Origin of the sequence: Mixta hanseatica, from assembly GCF_023517775.1 — a bacterium.
GTDB lineage: Bacteria > Pseudomonadota > Gammaproteobacteria > Enterobacterales > Enterobacteriaceae > Mixta > Mixta hanseatica.
Map to the genome: position 1 here is coordinate 3,160,137 of NZ_CP082904.1, position 20,248 is coordinate 3,180,384.

General features: G+C 53.8%; 13 protein-coding genes and 1 pseudogene. 5 read left to right on the forward strand and 9 right to left on the reverse strand.

The annotated features are described in order from the left end of the window. Position 1 precedes the first annotated feature (1 nt). The 3 genes from K6958_RS15020 to guaB all read right to left on the reverse strand — a co-directional run bounded on the left by K6958_RS15020 (position 2) and on the right by guaB (position 3,819). Positions 2-487 carry a cold-shock protein gene (locus K6958_RS15020; RefSeq protein WP_249891885.1) on the reverse strand — a complete coding sequence of 162 codons (486 nt, stop codon included), beginning with the start codon at positions 485-487 and terminating at the stop codon, positions 2-4. Between the two features lie 216 nt (positions 488-703). After that, complete coding sequence (gene guaA, locus K6958_RS15025; protein ID WP_249891886.1) at positions 704-2,284, reverse strand: glutamine-hydrolyzing GMP synthase; 1,581 nt, start codon at positions 2,282-2,284, stop codon at positions 704-706. A 68-nt stretch (positions 2,285-2,352) separates the two neighbouring features. Further along, complete coding sequence (guaB, locus tag K6958_RS15030; RefSeq protein ID WP_249891887.1) at positions 2,353-3,819, reverse strand: IMP dehydrogenase; 1,467 nt, start codon at positions 3,817-3,819, stop codon at positions 2,353-2,355. A 169-nt stretch (positions 3,820-3,988) separates the two neighbouring features. On the opposite strand from guaB, the gene xseA reads away from it, so the two are divergent. Continuing rightward, positions 3,989-5,353 (forward strand): exodeoxyribonuclease VII large subunit, encoded by a 1,365-nt coding sequence (gene xseA / locus K6958_RS15035; RefSeq protein ID WP_249891888.1) that lies wholly within the window; start codon positions 3,989-3,991, stop codon positions 5,351-5,353. A 156-nt stretch (positions 5,354-5,509) separates the two neighbouring features. Here the strand turns inward: xseA and K6958_RS15040 are convergent, their stop codons facing one another. The 3 genes from K6958_RS15040 to K6958_RS15050 form a co-directional block, all read right to left on the reverse strand. Next, entirely contained in the window at positions 5,510-7,498 is a 1,989-nt protein-coding gene (locus tag K6958_RS15040) for a metallophosphoesterase (protein ID WP_249891889.1), read from the reverse strand. A 936-nt stretch (positions 7,499-8,434) separates the two neighbouring features. Next, positions 8,435-10,795 carry a glycoside hydrolase family 31 protein gene (locus K6958_RS15045; RefSeq protein ID WP_249891890.1) on the reverse strand — a complete coding sequence of 787 codons (2,361 nt, stop codon included), beginning with the start codon at positions 10,793-10,795 and terminating at the stop codon, positions 8,435-8,437. Between the two features lie 14 nt (positions 10,796-10,809). Next, positions 10,810-12,108: an MFS transporter gene (locus K6958_RS15050; RefSeq protein WP_249891891.1), complete on the reverse strand. Its 1,299-nt coding sequence runs from the start codon at positions 12,106-12,108 to the stop codon at positions 10,810-10,812. Between the two features lie 358 nt (positions 12,109-12,466). On the opposite strand from K6958_RS15050, the gene K6958_RS15055 reads away from it, so the two are divergent. The 3 genes from K6958_RS15055 to K6958_RS15065 all read left to right on the forward strand — a co-directional run bounded on the left by K6958_RS15055 (position 12,467) and on the right by K6958_RS15065 (position 15,033). Beyond that, positions 12,467-13,555: a LacI family DNA-binding transcriptional regulator gene (locus tag K6958_RS15055; RefSeq protein ID WP_249891892.1), complete on the forward strand. Its 1,089-nt coding sequence runs from the start codon at positions 12,467-12,469 to the stop codon at positions 13,553-13,555. A gap of 120 nt (positions 13,556-13,675) precedes the next feature. Further along, entirely contained in the window at positions 13,676-14,704 is a 1,029-nt protein-coding gene (locus tag K6958_RS15060) for a M4 family metallopeptidase (protein ID WP_249891893.1), read from the forward strand. After that, the gene (locus K6958_RS15065; RefSeq protein ID WP_249891894.1) at positions 14,701-15,033 is read left to right on the forward strand and encodes a protealysin inhibitor emfourin; all 333 of its coding nucleotides are present in this window, start codon (positions 14,701-14,703) and stop codon (positions 15,031-15,033) included. Before K6958_RS15060 ends, K6958_RS15065 begins: the two co-directional genes overlap by 4 nt. A gap of 34 nt (positions 15,034-15,067) precedes the next feature. Here the strand turns inward: K6958_RS15065 and K6958_RS15070 are convergent. Further along, positions 15,068-17,518 (reverse strand): annotated as a pseudogene (locus tag K6958_RS15070) (glucose/quinate/shikimate family membrane-bound PQQ-dependent dehydrogenase). Positions 17,519-17,876: 358 nt separating this feature from the next. Then, a complete protein-coding gene (locus K6958_RS15075) occupies positions 17,877-18,098 on the reverse strand; it encodes a zinc ribbon domain-containing protein (protein ID WP_249891895.1) in 222 nt (73 codons plus the stop codon). 300 nt (positions 18,099-18,398) lie between these two features. On the opposite strand from K6958_RS15075, the gene K6958_RS15080 reads away from it, so the two are divergent. After that, positions 18,399-18,581 carry a hypothetical protein gene (locus tag K6958_RS15080; protein ID WP_249891896.1) on the forward strand — a complete coding sequence of 61 codons (183 nt, stop codon included), beginning with the start codon at positions 18,399-18,401 and terminating at the stop codon, positions 18,579-18,581. 38 nt (positions 18,582-18,619) lie between these two features. Here K6958_RS15080 and der read toward each other — a convergent pair whose 3' ends face one another. Further along, entirely contained in the window at positions 18,620-20,113 is a 1,494-nt protein-coding gene (gene der, locus K6958_RS15085) for a ribosome biogenesis GTPase Der (RefSeq protein ID WP_249891897.1), read from the reverse strand. Positions 20,114-20,248: the final 135 nt, after the last annotated feature.

Here is a 20,248-nt window from a genome sequence, read left to right on the forward strand (position 1 = left end):
GCTATTTCAGCTTAAGCAGTTTTACCGTCTCTTCCACGTCTATCTCATCTTCCGAGAAGGTGAATATTGTTCCCTGAAAAGTGGTAATCGCCAGTTTTTTCACCGAGCGCATGTCACCCGGCTTAGCTGCGGGCTTCGGCCTGATATTGTTCATCAGTCCGCCCACCGACAGCACCGTATTTTCTTTATCGATGCGGGTATCGGCCGGCACTTCTTCGCTATAGACCAGATAAGACTTGATCGCCGTGAGCTTGATCCGCTCACCCGCGATATAGATGTATTTGCTTTCCGGTATGACTTTTACCGCATAGGCTGACAAGCCCTTGTTGTTGGTAGTGGGTTCAAAAGTCACCGCCGCATCCTTCTTGATCAGCTCAGGATTGGCGACCTTAATCACATGAAAATAACGGTTATCACCGTTTTCATCTTTGATAAATCCAAAACCTTTATCTTCAAACCACGTCGTGATCGTTCCTTTCATCGCCATTACCGCCTGGTTAGCCCTTTATCTACCTAATTTTTGCAGCGCGCAGTGTAAAACACAATGTCGATGCAGACCATGCCTTTGGTTTATGTCTGGCTGAAGAAGGTATGGAATGGCGGCAGCTAAAGCCGTAAGCGGCGTAGAGTGATCGGAGATAGAAAAGCCCGCATGATGCGGGCTTAGCAATAGCGTGCTGACAGCGTCAGGCAGGACGTTAAATCATTCCCACTCAATCGTGGCCGGCGGCTTACCAGAAATATCGTAAACCACGCGCGAGATGCCGTTCACTTCATTGATAATGCGGTTGGATACGCGGCCAAGGAACTCATACGGCAGATGCGCCCAGTGCGCGGTCATAAAGTCGATGGTCTCTACTGCGCGCAGCGATACCACCCAGTCATATTTACGACCGTCGCCCATCACGCCGACCGAACGTACCGGCAGGAAGACGGTAAAGGCCTGGCTCACCTTGTTGTAGAGATCGGCTTTACGCAGCTCTTCAATAAAGATGGCGTCGGCACGACGCAGCAGATCGCAATACTCTTTCTTCACTTCGCCCAGCACACGTACGCCAAGGCCCGGTCCCGGGAACGGATGACGATAAAGCATATCGTAAGGCAGACCCAGCTCCAGACCAATCTTACGCACTTCATCTTTGAACAGCTCTTTCAGCGGCTCAACCAGACCCAGCTTCATCTCTTTCGGCAGGCCGCCTACGTTGTGGTGCGATTTAATCACATGCGCCTTGCCGGTGGCGGAGGCGGCGGATTCGATCACGTCCGGGTAGATGGTGCCCTGCGCCAGCCATTTCACTTCGGTAAGGCTGGTCGCCTGCTCGTCGAAGACCTCAACGAATACGCGGCCGATGGTTTTACGTTTGGCTTCCGGCTCATCAATGCCCGCCAGCGCATCCAGGAAGCGCGCTTCTGCCGGCACATGGATAATATTCAGGCCGAAATGATCGCCGAACATATCCATTACCTGCTCCGCTTCATTCAGACGCAGCAGACCGTTATCCACGAATACGCAGGTCAGACGATCGCCGATGGCGCGATGCAGCAACATGGCGGTGACGGAAGAATCGACGCCGCCGGAAAGGCCAAGGATCACTTTATCGTTGCCTACCTGCTCACGCAGACGTTCAACAATATCTTCAATAATTTTTGCCGGGGTCCACAGCGCTTCACATTCGCAGATGTCGCGCACAAAACGCTCCAGCATACGCAGGCCCTGGCGGGTGTGGGTCACTTCCGGGTGAAACTGCACGCCATAAAAACGCTTCTCTTCGTTCGCCATAATGGCAAACGGACAGGTCTCGGTGCTGGCAACGGTAACGAAGTCAGACGGGATGGCGGTCACTTTATCGCCGTGGCTCATCCATACGTCCAGCAGCGGCAGGCCCGCAGCGCTGACGGAATCTTCAATGCCACGCACCAGCGCGCTGTCGGTTCTGACTTCCACCTGCGCATAGCCAAACTCACGCTCGCTGGAGCCTTCTACTTTGCCGCCCAGCTGCATCGCCATGGTCTGCATGCCATAGCACACGCCCAGTACCGGCACGCCAGCGTTAAACACATATTCCGGCGCGCGCGGGCTGTTAAGCTCGGTGGTGCTTTCCGGGCCGCCAGAGAGGATGATCCCGCTCGGCTTAAAGCCACGGATCTGCTCTTCAGTCACATCCCACGCCCAAAGCTCACAGTAAACGCCCAGTTCACGCACGCGACGCGCGACCAGCTGGGTGTACTGCGAACCGAAATCGAGGATTAAAATACGGTGCTTATGAATATTTTCCGTCGTCATTAAGGCAATTCCAGGGCGATAAACTCAATAAAAGCGCCCGGCTGAAGCCGGGCGAGAAAGGTTCGGGATTAGGATCCCATGCGGTAGTTCGGAGACTCTTTCGTAATGGTCACGTCATGAACGTGGCTTTCCGAAATGCCCGCGCCGCTGATACGAACAAATTCTGCTTTGGTGCGTAGTTCTTCAATGGTGGCGCAACCGGTCAGCCCCATGCAAGAGCGCAGGCCGCCCATCTGCTGGTGAACGATCTCTTTCAGGCGGCCTTTATACGCCACGCGGCCTTCGATCCCTTCCGGCACCAGCTTATCCGCAGCGTTGTCGCTCTGGAAATAACGGTCGGAAGAGCCTTTGGACATCGCGCCCAGAGAACCCATGCCACGATAGGATTTAAACGCGCGTCCCTGATAGAGTTCAATCTCGCCCGGAGATTCTTCAGTACCGGCCAGCATAGAACCGACCATTACGCAGGCGGCGCCAGCCGCAATCGCTTTCGCGATATCGCCAGAGAAACGAATGCCGCCATCGGCAATTACCGGTACGCCGGTACCTTCCAGCGCTTCTACCGCATCGGAAACCGCAGTGATCTGCGGCACGCCGACGCCGGTCACGATACGGGTGGTGCAGATAGAACCCGGGCCAATACCCACTTTCACCGCGCTTACGCCCGCCTCGGCCAGCGCTCGAGCGCCTGCGCCGGTAGCGACGTTGCCGCCGATGATTTGCAGATCGGGATATTTAGCGCGGGTTGCGCGAATGCGCTGCAGCACGCCTTCGGAATGGCCGTGAGAAGAGTCAATCAGCAATACGTCAACCCCAGCGGCAACCAGCGCATCTATGCGCTCTTCGTTGCCGGCGCCGGCACCGACCGCCGCGCCGACGCGCAGGCGGCCATGCTCATCTTTACAGGCCAGCGGTTTACGCTCTGCCTTCTGGAAATCTTTCACGGTGATCATGCCCAGCAGGCGGAAACTGTCATCCACCACCAGCGCTTTTTCCACGCGCTTCTCGTGCATTCTCTGCAGCACGACTTCGCGCGCTTCACCCTCTTTCACCGTTACCAGCCGCTCTTTCGGCGTCATTACCGCCGTCACCGGCAGGCTCAGATCGGTAACGAAACGCACATCGCGACCGGTAATAATGCCCACCAGTCGGTTATCGTCACTCACCACCGGATAACCGGCAAAACCGTTACGCTCGGTTAACTCTTTTACTTCGCGCAGCGTGGTGGTCGGCAATACGGTTTGTGGATCGGTCACCACGCCGCTTTCATGTTTTTTCACCTTGCGCACTTCTTCAGCCTGGCGCTCAATGGACATATTCTTGTGGATAAAGCCCAGCCCGCCTTCCTGCGCCAGTGCGATAGCCAGACCGGCTTCGGTCACGGTATCCATAGCAGCAGAGAGCATTGGAATGTTCAGACGAATTTTTTTGGTCAGTTGGGTACTGAGATCGGCCGTGTTAGGCAGGACAGTAGAGTGAGCAGGAACGAGCAAAACGTCGTCAAAAGTGAGTGCTTCTTTAGCGATTCGTAGCATGGCAATATCTCAACCTGGGGTGAATGAGAACAGATAAAATATTGCCGCGGCATTATACAGGGCGTAATCGGTTGCCTCCAGCTTTTTTTCAGAAAATGTCTTGATCATCCCCGACAGCCATGTAGTATCGACTAATTAACTCGCTGATTTATTATTTGATCCCTATCACATGTCGCTACCTCCTTCCGCCAATATTTTTACCGTTAGCCGTCTTAACACCACGGTGCGTCAGCTGCTGGAAGGCGAAATGGGACATATCTGGCTCAGCGCTGAAATCTCCAACTTTACCCAGCCCGCTTCCGGCCACTGGTACTTTACGCTTAAAGACGATACCGCCCAGGTGCGCAGCGCGATGTTTCGCAACAGCAACCGCCGCGTGACCTTTCGTCCACAGCATGGCCAGCAGGTGCTGGTGCGCGCTACGGTCACGCTTTATGAGCCGCGCGGCGACTATCAGCTGATCGTGGAGAGCATGCATCCAGCCGGCGAAGGATTGCTGCAACAGCAGTTTGAACAGCTGAAGCAGCGGCTGGCGGCGGAAGGCCTGTTTGAGCAGCAGCATAAACAGCCGCTACCCGATCCGGCGCGCCAGGTCGGCGTGATCACCTCCGCTACCGGCGCGGCGCTGCATGACGTGCTGCGCGTGCTGCATCGTCGCGATCCTTCCCTGCCGGTGATCATCTATCCCACGGTGGTACAGGGCAATGACGCACCCGCCGCGATTGTCCGCGCCATCGAACTGGCTAACCAGCGCAATGAGTGTGACGTGCTGATCGTAGGGCGCGGTGGTGGCTCGCTGGAAGATTTATGGTGTTTCAATGATGAACGCGTGGCGCGGGCTATTTTTGCCAGCCGTATTCCGATTGTCAGCGCCGTCGGCCATGAAACCGACGTGACGATTGCCGATTTCGTCGCCGATCTGCGCGCCCCGACGCCTTCGGCGGCGGCGGAAATGGTCAGCCGTAACCAGGTGGAACTGCTGCGTCAGCTGCAGTCACAGCAGTCGCGGCTGGAAATGGCGATGGATTATTATCTGGCTCAGCAACAGCGTAGCTTTACCCGTCTGCAGCATCGTTTGCAGCAGCAGCATCCGCAGCTGCGACTGGCACGTCAGCAGACCACCCTGTTCCGCCTGCAGCGTCGGCTGGATGAGGCGATGCAACTACAGCTGCGTGACGCTACGCGTCGGCAGGATCGTCTGGCGCAGCGCCTGACGGTCCAGCAGCCGCAGCGCAATATCAACCGGGCGCAGCAGCAGCTTCAGCAGTGGCATTATCGCCTGGCGCAGGCGATGCAGCAGCGGCTGAGCGAAGAGAAGCAGCGCTTTAGCGTGTTGGCGGCGCATCTGGACGGCGTCAGTCCGCTGGCGACGCTGGCGCGCGGCTTTAGCGTGACGCAAACGCCTGCCGGTGAAGTGCTGAAAGAGACGCATCAGGTGCAGCCCGGCGAGACATTACAAACTCGCCTGCAGGACGGCTGGATAGAGAGCGAAGTGAAAGCGATCGTGCCATTTACTGGCGTGGTGGTGAAATAAACGAATCATACCGCCAACGCTTTATTCAGCATGGCTCATTGCTGAGATGAGCCACTGTTCCTCTCTGAACAGTAAATAGTGAAATAACACTATCCGTACCATTCGTCGAAGCAGCAGCGTTGACGGTATTGTTAAATGGCTATCTGACTGGCCAGATCAACCAATATCATGCATTTCCCAGTGCATACCATCAGAAACATAAACCAGGCGCTGGCCTTTTCTTACCGTCGTGACGCTGTCATTGACATCAATTGTTGAACTGTAAGAAGCGTTATGTTTTATAAATATTGCTTTCCCCTTAAACTTGCCGGGAGTCGGAAAATGCATGTTAGGGGACCAGTTGCCATCCCACGTGGAAATAACAACCGAATCGGTTTGTTGCAATGCGTCAGAAAGGAGCTCGTCAGACAAGTCGATCCCGTTGACCACAGGCACTTCAAAAGACTGGGAGAAACCATCATCTATTGATTGCTCAACACAGGGCGCAGCTGAAACACGGCTCCTTGCGCTGATATATTCCCAATAGGCATTACTGGTTTCGCCTGCTGGCAGCGGCTTATCACCTGAACTTTCGCTTTTTGCCTTAAAATAGCGCACGTTAGATATACTGTTGCCATTCAGATCGGTCAGTTCCCACTTCTGATAATTATTACCATGACTCAATGTGGATCGGGTGCCATAGGCTTCTCCGCCAGCGTTAGCATCCAGTAAACGATGAGTAGCACGGTTCCGTAGTTGAATAAGACCACCATCATCATATTTTAATATTTCCCATTGCTGATAAGGCCCAGCGTTCCACCATTTAGTATAAATTTCGCCATCGCCGTCTCCATCCAGTATTCTTTTATCTTTATTGTGAATTACCCTGTAAAAATCCTGTCCATAGGCATTTGTTGATAAATGTTCTATTCTCCAACGCATATATGGATTATTGGTTTGTGATTTGTTGGTATATACCTCACCATTAGCATTGCTATCAAGCGCTCTTGATGTTTGATACTGTTTTAAAATAAAAACTTCCCGATCGCTTTGGATCAGTTTGCTTTTTACAATATCACCAGGCTGGACATTATCGCCTGGCTTAAGGCAAGCAGGAGGCGCTTTTGGCATATTAACAGGATCGTGATTTTCTACCAGTTTCACCTTATGATTTTTTACCTGATAGCTTTGAACCTGGAAACTATCCCATTTTACGTTCAGGATATCAAAATATCCTGAATAGAGCGCTCCGGTAGTATATATCGGAACCTCACCAAACACCTCTTTATAATACTCTTTTTGGGGTTCATGAGTATGCCCAACAAAAACCGCAGAAATCTTATACTCTTCGAGCATAGCTTTTAGCGCAGCTTTCTGCCATGCCGTTGCCTCTTTAACATATTCAAGGCCATGGAAATTAAGGAAAATATTCCTGACTCCACGTTTTCTGGCCAGAGCCAGGTCATGTCTTAACCATGCAAGCGAGTCGTTAATGGTATAGGCGTAACCAAAATGTTGAATGTAATCTGTATGGGTTGGTGCCAGCTGAAGTTGCACAAAATGACTGGTGCCACTTGCAGGTGAGAAATCATCCCAAGAGTATGAAAAGCTAGCCATACTCTTATTTGAATTTCTCTTGGCATAGTCCATATCAAAATTTTTCAGTCTGGAGCTATATTTAGCGGTAAGATCTTCCAGATGCTGCAACATATAAAAGGCGCAGGCATTAGTGGAGAAATCCAATTTTCCCGGCCGGGTACAGTCAAGAACGTTATTCTCATAATCATGGTTGCCATAGCCGAGATATAGCGGAAGTTTCAATACATCGCCATAAGCCTCGTAGTACGACTTAAGCTGCGCATCTCTGCCAAATTCAGTAATATCGCCATTGATAATGCCAAACCGGAGTTTTAATTCATCTACCTTAGAATTTATCCCTCTGGCTACCGCCTGATTAAATCCGACCCATTTCCCTGAACTGGCTCCATCGTTAGGATCGGGATATCCACTTCCTTGCCCTAATCGCCACGCCTGCGGGCCGGCCATAATTAAATATTTAGTCCCCAAATCTGATGCAGTAAATTCGCTGGCGAAGCTATTGCATGCGCTCCCAGAGAGCAATAATAAGACCAACAGCTGCTTTCTTCTCTGTTTCTTCTCTTTCATATATAGTCCTTTATCTGTCATTATCCTGATACTTTTATCTACGCTTTTCACGGATCACGGAGCATTCCGGTTAATGCGCTTTATGGCCGCCTGAAGTCTTATCACAACCCGACGTCTGGCTTGTTGTCTTCGGCGTCATCACCTGACTACAGGTAAACGGCACCGTACAGTTACACTAACAAGTAATGAGGATTAACTACAAAACCAAGTCTCTTAAATAAGAAATTAATTTTTACCAACCTATCCATCCAAGGCATTTTTTAGATATCAATTACATATGTTTTAAGTAATGCTTTTAGAAAAGTGCTTGCAGTCATAGCGGCGGGGTTTTATCTGCGCCTGTAAGATTTCGCGACCCGCTGAGTCCTGCCAGGCAAGTCGTTGCTTATAATCTAAAAAAGGTTTATGGCGGTAACGATGTCAAACACTAACAAACATAACCATTAAACGGATCGTCAAACAGCAGCATTGCAGCATATATCTGGCGTAATGGGCTTAAGGAAGTTATAAAGCATTCAGTAAACCGAATAGAGAAAGTTGCAGGGATAAAATTAAAACAATAATGAATACTTAAATTATGTAGTTTCAGGCCTGGCGTTATTGAAACTCCAGCCATATTTGGCAACTTAATTTCTCTGTTGGTTTTGTTGCAGTGTAATCCAGGGGTATCCCCTATTTTTCGCCATCAGGCGCACTTAATATTTATCCATTATCAGGTTGTTTTACAATGCAACAATTCATGTCAATAACCGCCAGGTAAAGGGCAGTATTTCATGTATTTATTCGATGGGGGCGCTGGAAGAAAGTTAGCCCTAACTAAAACAGATTATCGCTATATATCGCCAGGGTTTTGCTTTAAGCAGAGTGGGAAAAATAAAGTGAAAGCGATCGTGCCGCTGAAAAAGCCGCGCAGAAAACGCGCGGCCGACTAGTTAGCTACAGACGATACGCCATGCCCTGCGCGCCGTTAACCCACAGCTCGCGCTGCTCGCCGGGCGGCAGCGTAAACTGCAAACGCCGCCAGGCGGGCTGATAGCGCCCTTCCCGCGCCACGTTAAGCTCAATGCGCGTCGCGCTACAGCTCATGCGCCAGCGCAGCCAGAGGGCATCGCCTGTGCGCCAGCCGTGGCTTTCGCCGTCATCCTCAAAAATCATCCCCTCGCTCTGCCCTTCCGCCAGCGGGAACAGCCGTAGCTCACGCTGGTCGTCCGCTGCGGCATCCACATGCGCCATGCGCTGCGACAGCGGCAGCCCAGCCCCGGCACGCACCAGCAGCGGCAGCCGCTCCAGCGGCGCATCCAGCGAGATCCACTGCCCGCCGCCGTACCACTGACCGCTCCAGAAGCAATACCAGCCCGTGCCGTTATCCGGCAGCCAAAGCGCGCGCTGACGCTGGCCCGGCTCTACCACGCTGGCCACCAGCAGATCGCGTCCGATAAGGAAATCATCCGTTTCCTGCCAGGTTTGTGCGTCATGTTCATGATCGAGGAAGGTGGGCCGCAGCATCGGCTCATCGCAGGCGCTGGCCTGCCACAACAGGGTATAAAAATAAGGCAGCAGACGATAGCGCAGCCGGATCGCTTCACGCACTATCGCCGTCACGCCGGGGTACATCCAGGGTTCATTCACCGTGCCATCATCGTTCCACGAGTGGATGGTAAAGCGCGGATGCATTACGCCGTTCTGCACCCAGCGAACAAACAGCTCCGCATCCGGCCTGTCGCCGGAGAAGCCGCCGACATCATGCCCGACGTTATACAATCCGGAAAGGCTCATCCCCAACCCCATGCGGATGTTGTAGCGCAACGTTTGCCAGCTGGTACGGTTGTCGCCGCTCCAGGTCTGCACATAGCGCTGCATACCGGCGCAGCCGGAACGTGAAATCAGGTAAGGCCGCCGCTGCGGGGCGAAACGCTGCTGCGCCTCCAGCGAGGCGCGCATCATCAGCAGCGGCATCACCGGGCGAATATGCTTAATCGCCACCGGACGGCCAAAGCCGTGACAGCGCGCCTCGCCGTCCCAGATTTCATATTCGTTGTTGTCGTTCCAGGTGGCGTCGATGCCCATTTCCAGCAGTTGATCGGAGACGCCCTGCTGCCACCAGCGGATCGCCGCCGGGTTGGTAAAATCGAGATGGGACCCTTCGTCATCCCAAAAACAGGAGCGTTCCGGCGCATCGCTTTCTGAATCACGGATAAACAGCCCCTGCTGCGCCACCTCTGCGTAGCGCGGATGGTCCTGCAGCAGACAGGGTTTGATATTGGCCGCCAGACGCAGCCCGGCATCATGAAAGGCCTGACTGAGCGCCCGCGGCTGCGGCACTTTTTCATGGTTCCAGTTAAACACGTAACGCTTGTTGCCGATGGAGGTGTAGCCGGATGAGAGCTGAAAAGAGTCGCAGGGAATCGCATGCTGATGGCAGAGCTGAATAAACTGCTGTAGCTGCTGCTGCGCATCAGGCGCATCGGTATAATGCATCGTCGAGCCGCTGTAGCCGAGGCTCCATTTCGGGCCGAAACAGGTTCTACCGGTGAGCCGCACAAAAGCTTTGGTTACATCCAGTACCTGGGGGCCAAAAAACAGGTAATAGTCGAGATCGCCCGCCTCCGCCTGATAGCGCCGGTAGGGCTGATGATAGTTATCCAGCTCATTGCCGAGGTCCAGCCAGCAGCTGCTGAGGTTATCGTAAAACAGGCCGAAACTGACCTGCCCATGACGGGTAATGGTAAAAGGGATATGTTTATAGAGCGGATCGGTGCTGGCGGCGTTATAACCCATCGCGTCAAGGTTGCGCATCTCGAAACGCCGGCCGCTACGTTCAAGATCGCCCGATTTTTCTCCCAGCCCGTAGTAGCGATCGTCGGCGAAACGTCGCTGATAGTGCGCCACGCCATCGCCGTGCATATTTAACAGATAGGCGCTGGTGCGGCGATCTTCGGTCAACAATCGCCACTGATGGTCGTTATCAAGATATTCCCACTGCAGCCAGAGCGGCTGATGCACCGTTACGCGCAGGGTCTGACTGCTGATCACCAGACGATCGTCATGCTTTTGCAAATGATAGCCCGGCAGGCTGAAGCCCTGTACGCTCAGGCGATCGCGCCCTTCCCAGGGCACATCCTCTTCTGGCGCGATGCTCCAGGTGCGATCCAGCGCCAGCTCACCATGGCGTTTGATAAGGACGCGAAACAGCGACGGTTCCAGTACATAGAGAACAAACAGATGCCGCCCATCCACCTGCAATTCGATCCTGTCGGCGTACTCTCCCACCAGCGTCCAGTTTTTTAGCGTTTTCATATCCACTCCAGCATTTAACGTTTTTTAGCGCCGCGCTCGGCTAACAGGGCGATCAGAAACAGCGCGCCGATCAGGTCGAAAAATCCCATCGCCACAAACAACGGGCCGAAGCCGACGGTATCGGAAACGGCGCCGATCAGCAGGGAAAAGAGGAAGCTGGCGATCCAGGCGCAGGAGCCACGCATACCGTTGACCGTCGCCATCTGATTTTTATCGAACGATTCCACCACCAGCGCACTGAGCATGCAGGAGATCACCTGATGGCCGAAGCCGCCGACGGAGATCAACGCGATCGCCAGAAAAGGATCTTTAGTTACGGCAACCAGCGTCAACGAGAGCATCATAAAAGCGCCGGTGACGGAGCTGGCAATCACTGAATTAATACGCCGGAAGCCGAACCATTTGCGATAAAGATGGGTAAGGTAGCCGCTGGCGACGCTGCCGATATCCGCCGCTAAAAAAGGCAGCCAGGCAAACAGCGCAATCTGTTTCAGATCCATGCCGCGTTCGCTGGCGAGATAGAGCGGTACCCAAAAGCTGAAGACCGCCCACGCCGGCTCGGCAAGAAAGGCCGGTATGGCGATACCGTAAAACTTTTTGTCACGGCAGAGCCGTCCCAGCGAGGTGAAAAACGGCAGTTTCGGCAGGTCCGGTTCCTTATCTTCACGAATAAGATCCAGTTCCTGCTGGCTCAGATTAGGGTGCTGCTGCGGCGCATGGTAGAAGCGCCACCACAGCACCACCCAGGCTAAGCCCAGCGCGCCGGAAAAGAGAAAAGCGCCCTGCCAGCCCAGCGTCAGATGGGTAACGACGATAATCGGCGGGGCCAGCATCGCGCCGACAGAAAAGCCAACGCCAGCCCAACCGGCGGCGACGGGACGCTCTTTCTTCGGAAACCAGTCGGCGATAGCGCGGGCGTTAGCCGGCGTGGCAGCTGCTTCGGCGCCGCCCATAAAAAAGCGCAGCAGCGCCAGCTGCACCCAGCTTCCCGCTCCAGCGTGCAACATACAAACCAATGCCCAGATAATGGCGCAGATCATAAAGCCGGTTTTCAGGCCAATCACATCGATCAGCCAGCCGCAAAGCGGCTGAAACAGGGTATAGGCGAGCTGAAACGCCGCGACGACCCACGAGTACTGTTCGGTGGTCATATTCAGGCTGACTTTCAGCTCAGGGGCCAGAATCCCCAGCGAATTGCGGGTGATATAGTTAATGGTGATGCCCAGCAGGAAGAGCGCCAGCATCCACCAGCGTAGCGATTTAAACTTACGAGCGGAACGGGTTGCGACGGCCTGTTCGGTTTCAATACTCATCTGTTTTCTCCAGCAACGCCTGTTATGCAGCTTGCCCGCAGGCGTTTCAGTTGTGGTATCGAAGGCTACAACAGCGGGGTAATGCGACGGCTTTCACAGAACGATCGCATGCTTCGCTTAACCCTATGATTATCAGTTGCTTTTTATGGCAAGCCGCCAGCATAGTGACCAGCTGCGCCTGCTCAATGGGACTACCATTGCAGACTAACCAGCCGCTTGACGGGGCGAAACTGCGTTTTTTGCAAAAATTTTCATCAGTAAGCGAAATTGTGCGCAGGAGTGGCTGCTCCGCTGGAACAGGCGGCTATTCGCCTGCTATGAAAAAATTTTCATCGCCTGATTTGAAGGGGATCACAAAATGAATGGAAAGTTAAAAATCAGCCTGATCGCCCAGCAAACCGGGCTGTCGATCAGCACCGTTTCACGCGTGCTGGCAGGGAAAGCCAATACCAGCGATGCCGCTCGTCAAGCCGTAATGGCCTGCGCGCGGCAGCACGGCATTTTGCAGGATCTCTCGCAGGGCAGGCTGATGCTGAACAGTCTGATGATCTTTGCTCCGCCGCGCGCGTTTTCCGTGCGTACCGACATTTTTTATTACAAGGTTATCCAGAGCGTCATTGAAGCGCTCAGGCCGTATGAAGTGCGCATCAGCTCGTGTGGGCTGGAGGAAGAGAGAAGCAATAGCGCGCTATTTGTCGAAAAGATGAATCATCTGCAGACGCAGGCCGCGCTGATTATCGGCATTGACGATCCGCATATTCATGCGCTGGCGGCAGATCTGAATAAACCCTGCGTATTAATCAACTGCAGCGATCGCGAGATGCGCCTCGACAGCGTTTCCCCCGACCACCAGCTGATCGGGGAATTTTCCGCCAACTATCTGTTCCAGCAGGGGCATCGCGATATCCTTAATTTGCAGTGCCTGCGGCGCGCTACCATGGAGCTGCGTCTGGCAGGCATCCGCCAGGCCTGGATGCGACAAAATCTCACCTTTGACGCCAGCCAGCATTTGGTTACCACGGCCGGTTTCGGCGCAGAAGAGGCGGAGCTGGCCGTTACCAGCTGGCTCAGCGCTCTGTCCGAGGGCAGCCGCAGGCCGAGCGCCATTCTCGCCGGCGGCGATTTTATGGCGATGGGCGCAGTGGCGGCGATAAAAAAACGCGGTCTGTCTGTGCCTGGCGATATTTCTGTGATGAGCATCGACAGCTCCAATCTGGCGGAAATTCATGATGTGCCTTTAACCTCGGTGCAGGTGCCGCGCGATGAACTGGGTTTCGAAGCGATTCAACTGTTGCAGCGACGACTGCTGCGCCCCGCTGCCCCAGCATGCAATTTGCTGCTTCAGGGAAGGCTGGCGGTACGGGAATCGGTGCGGCGCTTTAATGCGCACAAGATGAAACCGGCGCTAAGCACTCATCATCCGCAGCTGTATGACGAGGGTACATAACATTAAATTTTTTAATAAATAAACAATCCAGACGTAAACAAGATCCGGTTCATATCTGAGCTACACTTAGCCCGATACGCTTTCATCAATAAGGGTTATTGCAGCCTAAGGAGAGCCATAATGTTTCGTCAACCCGTCAGTTCAGTTATCCCACCCTATATCCTGCGCAAAATTATCGATAACGGATCGGGACATCAGCAAGATTACGCGCGCCGCACGTTAAATCATGTCCAGCATTTAATGGCGCATAACTGGCAGAAGCCGACAGCGCCGAAAAACGCCGTAGGCGGTCATGTCGATCGTGAAATTTATGATGCGCAAAATACGGAAAGCCTGCCCGGCACGCTGGTACGTAAAGAGGGTCAGCCTGGCAATAATGATGTTGCCGCCACCGAAGCCTGGGACTATTTGGGCGTAACCTATGATTTCTTCTGGCAGGCTTATCAGCGTAACTCGCTGGATAACCAGGGGTTAACGCTGATGGGGACGGTCCACTATGGTAAGGAGTATCAAAACGCCTTCTGGAATGGTCAACAGATGGTGTTTGGCGACGGCGACGGCGAAATTTTTAACCGCTTTACTATCGCCATTGATGTGGTGGCGCATGAGCTGGCGCACGGCGTAACGGAAACAGAAGCGGGCCTGATCTATTTTGAACAGGCGGGCGCGCTTAATGAATCAATCTCTGACGTGTTTGGATCGCTGGTTAAGCAGTTCCATCACAAGCAGACGGCGGATCAGGCCGACTGGCTTATCGGCGAGGGCCTGCTGGCGGAAGGAATCAACGGACGCGGACTGCGTTCTATGTCCGCACCGGGCACCGCCTATGACGACCCGATGCTGGGCAAAGATCCGCAGCCAGGCCATATGCGCGATTATATTCAAACTCGCGAAGATAACGGCGGCGTTCATCTTAATTCGGGCATCCCTAACCGCGCCTTTTACCTGGCGGCGAAAGCGCTGGGCGGCTACGCCTGGGAGCTGGCGGGACGCGCCTGGTATGATACCGTTTGCGATAAAGAGCTGCCGCAGGATGCTGATTTTGCCACCTTCGCGCAGTTTACAATTCGCCACGCGCAAAATCGTTTTAACGAAACCACAGCGCAAGCAATTGAGAATGCGTGGAAAGAAACGGGCGTTTTATCATGAAAGAGTTACCGGAACTGACCGACGACGCCGTGATCGATCTGGCGCGCGAAGGCGGTTTTGCTTATATCCCGAAACTGGCCGGTCAGCGGCGTATTGCGCTGGCGCAACTGCCTAATCCGCAGAAAGAGCGCGTCTGTGAAATTTTGCGTCACTCTCTGCCGCTGGGCGAGCCGGCCGATAAGCCACAACAGGCCGGACGTGGCGATCAATACTATTACCGTATCCAGATTAGCTACGCTACGCAGCAGCATTCGGGCGATATAGTGATTGTGATCCCTGACAGTCTGGCGCCGCCGGAACTTAAGGCGCTGTGGAAAGAAGGCGAATAGCGCGATAAAAAAGGCCCCTTGCGGGGCCTTGTTATTATTTCTTCTCTGCCTGGTCATCCAGCGCATAGGCAATCACATAATCGCCGCGATCCGGCGACTGACGCGCGCCGCCTGCGGAAATCAGGATGTACTGTTTGCCGGTGGTCGGTGAGACATAGCTCATCGGGCCGCCCTGGCTGCCAACCGGCAGACGAGCTTTCCACACTTCTTTGCCGGTGGAGCTGTCGAAAGCGCGCAGATAGTAATCCTGCGTACCGGCGATAAACACTAAACCACCCTGCGTTGCCAGCGTACCGCCCAGCGTCGGCATGCCAATCGGCATCTGCATGCGCATTTTGATACCAAAGGGGCCGGTATCCTGCACGGTGCCTACCGGAACCTGCCAGACGATTTTCTGCGTTTTCAGATCAATCGCCGAGAGCGTGCCGAACGGCGGCGCCTGACAAGGAATGCCCAGCGGCGACATAAAGCGGTTTTTATTAACCGCATACGGCGTGCCTTTCAGCGGTACGGCGCCCATACCAGTATTGATCGCTTCGCCGCCGTTACTGCCGCGAGAAATCTTGTCGGTATTGGCCGGGATCATCTGCACCCACAGACCCAGACGCATATCATTCACAAAGATATAATGATTGTTCGGATCGGTTGAGAGGCTGCCCCAGTTCATGCCGCCCAGCGATCCCGGGAAGCTCAGGGATTTATCGGTGCCCGGTACGGTGAACAAACCGTCATAGCGCATTGATTTAAAGGCGATACGGCATACCAGCTGATCGAACGGCGTAGCGCCCCACATATCGGACTCTTTTAGCGTTTGCGCGCCAATTTGCGGCATACCGGTAGAGTGCGGCTGCGTTTTGGTGTACTGCTCGTTCGGGATGTTGCCCTGCTTCATCGGCAGCTCTTCGACTTTCGTCAGCGGCTTGCCAGTCAGGCGATCCAGCACAAAAATCTGTCCAGCCTTGGTGCCAAACACTACCGCCGGCTTAGTGCTGCCATCCTTCTGCGGGAAGTCCACCAGGCTCGGCTGCATCGGAATATCAAAATCCCACAGATCGTTATGTACCGTCTGGTAAACCCACTTCTCTTTACCGGTGGTGGCATCCAGCGCCAGAATCGACGCGCCATATTTATGATCCAACGGCGTGCGGTTGGCGCCCCACAGGTCAACGGAAGAGCTGCCCATCGGAATAAATACGGTATTGGTTGCGGCATCCCAGGACATCGGCGCTCAGGAGTTTGGCGTGCTGCGGGCATAGGACTGATCCGGCTGCAGCGGCGCGTTCGGCTGCTCATTGCCTGGATCGAACGCCCAGCGCATCTGGCCGGTCACCACATCAAAACCGCGCAGTACGCCGCCCGGCATATCAGTCTGTACGTTATCTGCCACGCGGCCGCCAACGACGACGGTGGTGCCCGCCAGGGTTGGCGCAGAGGTCAGCTGATATTTAGGATCTTGCGCATCGCCAAGACCGGCTTTCAGATCAACGCTGCCGTTGTTGCCAAACTGCTGGCACAGTTCGCCGTTATCAGCGTTGATAGCGATCAGACGCGCATCGATGGTGTTCATCAGAATACGACGCTGACAGCTATCGCCCGCCGACAGCGTAGCCGGTGTAACCGGCGTGGAGCCCGGCAGGGTTGGCTGAGGCAGCGGCTTAGTCACGTCAAAGTAAGCCAGCCCGCGACAACGGTTCCAGACTTCGGCCTGGGCGTTCACCTCATGCTTCCAGATCTGCTTGCCGCTATCGGCATCGACTGCAATCACGTTATTGTGCGGCGTACACATATAAAGACGGTTGCCAACCTGCAGCGGCGTTTGCTGATCTTCTGCGCCGTTACCGGTCGGGCTGTCCGGTATATCGCCGGTATGGAAGGTCCAGGCGACCTTCAGATCTTTAATGTTATCGCGAGTAATTTGATCGAGCGCGACAAAGCGGCTGCCACCGGGCGTATTGCCGTAGTTATCCCAGTCTTTCTGCGCGTTCGCCTTGTCTACCGGCACCAGCGGCAGCTGTTGGCCTTCAAAGGCCACTGTCGGATGCGGCTGGAACATCTGCACCAGCGTTGCCAGCATCGCAACGATCAGCACCGCGCTGGCGCCATAAGCGGCTTTTGCGGCGGCGGGCTTCTGCTCTTGTTTACGCAGCGCCGGTAAGGTCAGCAGTGCGAGGATCATAAAGCCGGTAGGCACCATCAGGCGCGAAACCAGCGGCCAAAAATCAAAGCCGCCATCAATCGGCGCCCAAATCAGCGAGCCGATAAAGACCAGTGCGAACAGCAGCACCGCCGACGTTTTGCGGCGGAAAAACTGAATCGCGGACAGAATGGTAACTATCCCAGCCAGCAGGAAGTACCAGCTACCGCCAAGCATGGCGAGCTTGCCGCCGCCAATAGCAAAAAACAGGCCGGTAGCAAGCAGTACCAGACCCAGCAATATGCACCATATACCCAGTCCTTTCGAAGACCGGGCGGTTGTTTGAACCATAGTAAAACTCTCCTGGTGAAACCAAGGCTCGCAATAACGTGTAAGTCGTCCGCCCGGCATGCGGGCTGGCGCTGCGCTTTATTAACCAGCCATAACAATCAGTTAACCTGACACGGGGATGATTCCCATTGTTGGCGTGCTGCCTTTGCCGTCAGCGTTCGCCGTACGACTAAAAACAAGGTAGACCAACGGCGCAGATTGTACCAATCGGTACGTAATGAAAGAAACAAAAATTTAACAATGATGAGAAATTCGCACTTTTACTGAAAAAAGGGAAAAAAGCGGGGACGGGAACAGAGGGATAGCGCTTCTGCCAAATAAAGAGCAGAAGCGTCTGAATGCCAGCTGCTCTACTGACTTACTGCTTTACCGGAACAAACTCGACCCGCATTTTCGAAATTAGTCCATGCCCGTGCGGGCAGAAATAGTCGGTCGCCCCACAGGCTTTTAACACCTGTAATGGCTGATGGCACTCGGGACATTGCGGCTGACGTGCATAATGCGCATCACATTGCTGACAGGAAAAATCATGGTCGGTTAACGTTAGCGGTGACTTACATCTCTCACAAAGCTGGCTCATAACTACACCTTATTAATAAATATAAGCTAAGCATCATATTGTTGTGGCCGCGCGCAAGGCGGCACAACCCTGACGCTATCATAATCTTTTTTATTTTTCCCTGCATAACGCGGTTGCCTGCTGCATAAACTCTTTTTATATCAACCTGTAATGTTTGATGTCTGCCAGACTGAATTATATTCACTGATTTATTGCTAAAACAGTTATAGAAAAACAGCAGCGGAAATTAGTTAATTAATACGGTATCTGACGATACCAAAGCAAAAGCTTAATTAATTATTTTATTAAAGGATCAATCAAATGAAATACTTAAACCGCGAACAAATAAAACAGATCTCAGGTGCTGGGCAGGCTGATGGATATTGGGAAAACGATAACTGGAACGATAATGAGCATAGCGACTGGGCTAATAAGTGGCATGAAGCAGGACGCGATGCCTGGAATAAAAGAGGTAACAGAGATTATCCGTGGCGCAGGTCGTAAACCATAACAAAGGGGCTGCATCGGCAGCCCCTGAACAATTAACGCTTATTCTTTTTCAAATGTGACAGCAGACGCTTACGCTTACGCTGCTGATTTGGCGTCAGCAGGTTACGTTTGCCGGCGAAGGGGTTATCGCCCTCTTTAAACTGAATACGGATCGGCGTACCCATGACGTTCAACGAACGGCGGAAATAGTTCATCAGGTAACGCTTATAAGAGTCAGGCAAATCCTTCACCTGGTTACCATGAATCACCACGATCGGCGGGTTATAACCGCCGGCGTGGGCATATTTCAGCTTAACGCGACGTCCACGCACCAGCGGCGGCTGATGATCTTCAGACGCCATATTCATAATACGCGTTAGCATAGAGGTGCCAACACGGCGCGTAGAGCAATCGTAGGCTTCAGTGATCGACTCAAACAAATTGCCAACGCCGCTGCCGTGCAGCGCAGAGATAAAGTGAACACGGGCGAAATCAATAAAGCCCAGACGGAAATCGAGCGTCTCTTTCACTTCGTCTTTCACTTCCTGCGACAGGCCATCCCACTTGTTAACCACAATCACAAGTGAGCGCCCACTATTCAAAATAAAGCCGAGCAGCGAGAGATCCTGGTCGGAAATACCCTGTCGGGCATCAATAACCAACAGGACCACGTTCGCGTCTTCAATCGCCTGCAGCGTTTTGATCACCGAGAATTTTTCTACCGTATCGGTGACCTTGCCGCGCTTACGCACGCCCGCAGTATCGATCAGGATATATTCGCGGTCGTCACGCTCCATAGGAATATAGATGCTGTCACGCGTGGTTCCCGGCATGTCATACACCACCACGCGATCTTCGCCAAGGATGCGGTTAGTAAGTGTTGACTTACCTACGTTAGGACGTCCTACAATCGCAATCTTGATCGGCAGGCCCGTAGGGTCGAACTCTTCTTCCTCTTCTGCGTCTGCATCTTCACCGCTCTCTTTGGCTGCTAACTCTGCCCAGTAGGCCTCGTTCTCTTCCTCTTCGGTCAGCGGCTCCGCCGGTGCGATCTGGTCCATCCACGGCAGCAGCGCCGTTTCCAGCAGAGAAGTCACGCCACGTCCGTGCGATGCGGCGATAGAGTGGATCTCGCCGAGGCCCAGCGCATAAAAGTCGACGACGGCGCTGTCGGCATCCAGACCATCCGTTTTATTGGCGACCAGGAACGTCGCCTTTTCGCGCGAGCGCAGATGCTTGGCAATAGCCTGATCGGCTGGCATCAGGCCAGCACGGGCGTCCACCATGAACAGCACCACGTCCGCTTCTTCAATCGCTAACAGCGACTGTTCCGCCATCCGGGTTTCCACGCCGTCTTCGGTACCGTCAATACCACCGGTATCGATGACGATGAACTCACGTCCTTCCACCTCGGCGCGCCCGTATTTACGATCGCGCGTCAGACCGGGGAAATCTGCCACCAGCGCATCGCGGGTGCGCGTTAAACGGTTAAACAGGGTGGATTTGCCCACGTTAGGACGCCCAACCAGCGCGACCACAGGTATCATAAATAAAGCCTCATTACGAAACGAAAAATCAGAAGCCTGAACAGGTTAGTATATACGGTCACAGCCGCCCCGATCAGGCTGAAGGCGCTAAGGATAACACGCCGTCAAAAAAACGAAACGGCCCCTGTAAGCCAG